This is a genomic window from Polynucleobacter sp. 39-46-10, assembly GCF_002282275.1.
Genome location: NZ_NCJB01000262.1, coordinates 1 through 3,409 on the forward strand (window position 1 = coordinate 1; position 3,409 = coordinate 3,409).

The window sequence follows — 3,409 nt, forward strand, 5'->3', positions numbered from 1 at the left end:
TACTTCAGGCATCGAAGAAAAAGCCGCCAGAAAAGCTGTAAGCAAGGAGTAATTGATGCCCCACGACCCAAAGTGCCTATTTTGTAAGATTTCCAAGGGCGAAATCCCATCGCAGAAGGTATACGAGGATGACGAGATTTATGCCTTTAAAGATATTAATCCTGCCGCCCCTATTCATTTTTTGATGATTCCTAAAAAACATATCCCCATGTTGGAGTCTGCAGAAGTGGTGGATGCGCCATTGCTAGGTAGAATGATGGAATTAGCACCGCGTCTTGCCAAGGAGCAGGGTTGCCGTCCCGGAAAAGATGGCGGCTTTAGATTGGTAGTGAACAATGGTGCAGATGGTGGGCAAGAGGTTTATCACTTGCACTTGCATGTGATGGGCGGTCCGCGCCCCTGGAAAAAATAGTCCGAGGAGATTAAAAATGGGTTCATTTAGCATTTGGCATTGGTTGATTGTTTTGGTAATCGTGATGTTGGTATTTGGTACCAAAAAATTGCGTAATATCGGTACTGACTTAGGTGGTGCTGTGAAAGGTTTTAAAGATGGCATGAAAACGCCTGAAGCCACTGAAGAGCCAAAAGAGCAAATTCAGAGCGCTGCCACATCAATAGAAAAAACTGTGGATGTTCAGGCAAAAGACATCAATAAATAATTGATGATAGAAATAATGCGCGGCTGCAATGATTGATCTCGGAGTTTCAAAGCTTGCACTCATTGCAGTAGTTGCATTGGTGGTAGTCGGCCCAGAGCGCCTTCCTAAGATTGCCCGCATGGCAGGTAATTTGTTCGGGCGCGCTCAACGCTATATGGCTGATGTCAAATCCGAAGTGAGCCGGCAGATGGATGTTGAGGAGTTTAAGAAACTCCGTGAAGAAAGTGTCTCCGCTTTTAAAGATGTTGAGAGCTCGATTCAATCTACTGTTCAAGAGGCGGGAGCCAATTTAAGCGACCAAGCTGATATTGGTGCGAATATGTTTATGCGAGCCCCTTTGGACGAAAAAGAAGTACTGCAAAAATCGATACGCCAGGGTCGCAAGAGTTGGGGTGTAAGACGTGCAGCAAGACCCGTTTGGTTTAAGCGTTCGACTGGCATGCGCACGCGCGTGCAATCTGGTGCTGCTCGTATGAAACGCTTCCACCATACTGCAGGCAAATAAATTAGCCCAAAGAAAAGTAAATACACATATCAATGACGCAAAATAATTCAACAGAAGATTCGGGCTTACAAGAATCCTTCCTGTCTCATTTATTTGAGTTGCGTGATCGCATCATTAAGTCGGCCCTAGCAATCATTGTGGTTTTTATTTGCCTGGTTTACTGGGCGCCTGATATTTTTCATTTGTTCGCACAACCATTACTTCAAGCATTGCCCGCCGGCGGCAAGATGATCGTGACAGATGTGACCGGTTCATTCTTTGTTCCCATGAAAGTCACCATGCTGGTTGCATTCTTAATTGCCTTGCCGGTAGTGATGTACCAGTTATGGGCTTTTATTGCACCAGGACTATATCAACATGAGCGTAAGTTGATAGTGCCTTTAGTTGTCAGTAGCTATGCCTTATTTATTTTTGGTATGGCATTTGCTTACTTCTTGGTATTTCCAACGGTATTTAAATTTATGGCTAGCTATAACGCACCTTTGGGCGCTGAGATGTCGACTGACATTGATAACTACCTTAGCTTTGCAATGACTACCTTTTTGGCCTTTGGTATTACCTTTGAGGTGCCTGTGGTTGTCGTGGTTCTTGTCCGCATGGGCATGGTGCCGTTAGCCAAGCTGAGAGAGATTCGTCCTTACGTGATTGTTGGTGCTTTTGTGATTTCAGCAATCGTCACGCCACCAGATGTGTTGTCTCAATTACTTTTGGCTGTGCCAATGAGCCTTCTTTATGAGCTCGGACTCCTAATAGCACGATTTTATATGCCTAAGCCTTCAGACGAGGATGCTGGGACAACAGCAAACCCAGATCCTCAAGCCACTGCTTGATCTTGCGAGAAGGTGGCGGTAAGCCATTCCGTTACTCGATCAAAACGATAGCGCCTTTGCCTGAGGTTTCCCTCTAAGTTGGATTCGCAGCTGGCAAAAACTTTTCCTGCGGCAAGTAAAGATCGGCGTTGCTGGGTAGTATCAATTTGAATGAGTCTAGGTAATATCTTTGGCAATTCGTGGCGAATATCGACTACGACACAATGTTCATGCTGTAGTTGGCCAACTTCGCAAAGCAGTAACTCGGCTTTACTCAAATTAAATTGATTGGCGATGATGAGTCGGTGGCAGAGCAAAATCCACTCCTCATCTAATTTGTGTTCAGCGTGATGGTTTAATGCCTTTTCAGCGCAAGTGGCTAATTCAGGCCAATCATTCTTTCTAGGGTCGGAGACATTTTCTAAAATCTTTCCGAGCAATTCCTTTGCTTCAGGTACGCCTTGTTGGTGTGCCTGCCAAACCCAGTAAGAGGCTTGGAGGCCTCGAACCTTCTCTTCAACTTTCTCGCGCTTACGCCACAGGTTAGCGCCCCTTCTAAATTGAGCTACCGGATGACCCAAATCTGCAGCGCGATCAAAACACCGATCACTTTCGCTGGCGTTGTATCCGGAAAACTGGGGGCGACGATAAATCTCCCCAAGTGCAAACCAGGCATCACGATCACCATCTTTTGCGGCAAGCTCTAACCAATAGGCTGCTTTCTTCAGTGAGGCATTCGATTTGCCGCTGCCCACCCCAATCAAGTCATTCGCATCAGAATCAACTTCATTGAATTGGGCTAGACGTAAGCCCAAGGTGAGTTTTGCAATCGTTAGACCAAGTTCTGCTGCCCGTATTAATGCCGCTTCATTCTTTTCTAAAATCCAAGCATTCCAAAGAGAGGAGAGTGCTTCATCTTTTGGTTGCAGCTTGATAAGTAGTTCTTTGGCGGAATTAGTAAATGGTGTTTCTGATTCTGCCAGTTGAAGAAGAAATTCCTTTGCGGTTTTTTGAAACACAAAAAAATCACGCTCACCATCCTGCTTAGAAACCCAGTTGGCTATTTCCGTCTGTAGATCTTTTTTATTGGGATCAAGCAGTAACTCTGCAAGCTGCCATTGCGCAGCGTAACTTGCAGAAATATTGGATTGCGCTAACTTCCAAAATGACTTCCACCCAAAGGAGAAGGCTGGCGAGTTCAGGGTAGCAACAAGCGGAACCGCTGAAATCTGCTTAAACATTTCCAAAAATTGCGGTGAAGCTACTTCAAGATGGGTAATTTCAATATCACCTGAGCTTGTGGTGCTAAGTAACTGATTTTGAAGTAATAAATACGATTTTTCTAGCCAAATCAAGGCATTAGCAGGCTGGATTGGGGTTTTAAAGGCCCCCGTAAGATAGGCGGAGGCCAAATTTTGTTGTGCAGAAACGTCACC

5 protein-coding genes are annotated in these 3,409 nt (G+C 45.2%); 4 read left to right on the forward strand and 1 reads right to left on the reverse strand.

From position 1 onward, the window contains the following. The first annotated feature begins 55 nt into the window (after positions 1–55). From B7X71_RS13970 to tatC, 4 genes are read left to right on the forward strand one after another with little or no spacing between them, the layout of a single operon-like run. Positions 56–412, forward strand: a complete 357-nt coding sequence (locus B7X71_RS13970) for a histidine triad nucleotide-binding protein (RefSeq protein WP_293601057.1) — start codon at positions 56–58, stop codon at positions 410–412. Between the two features lie 16 nt (positions 413–428). Further along, positions 429–659 (forward strand): Sec-independent protein translocase subunit TatA, encoded by a 231-nt coding sequence (tatA, locus tag B7X71_RS13975; RefSeq protein WP_293601058.1) that lies wholly within the window; start codon positions 429–431, stop codon positions 657–659. A gap of 28 nt (positions 660–687) precedes the next feature. Further along, a complete protein-coding gene (gene tatB, locus B7X71_RS13980) occupies positions 688–1,164 on the forward strand; it encodes a Sec-independent protein translocase protein TatB (RefSeq protein ID WP_293601059.1) in 477 nt (158 codons plus the stop codon). A 32-nt stretch (positions 1,165–1,196) separates the two neighbouring features. Next, positions 1,197–1,994, forward strand: coding sequence for a twin-arginine translocase subunit TatC (gene tatC, locus B7X71_RS13985; protein WP_293601060.1), 798 nt, complete (start codon positions 1,197–1,199; stop codon positions 1,992–1,994). Here the strand turns inward: tatC and B7X71_RS13990 are convergent. After that, positions 1,979–3,409: sel1 repeat family protein (locus B7X71_RS13990; RefSeq protein WP_293601061.1), on the reverse strand; the 1,431-nt coding region annotated here is incomplete at its 5' end. The two genes, tatC and B7X71_RS13990, sit on opposite strands and share 16 nt — an antisense overlap.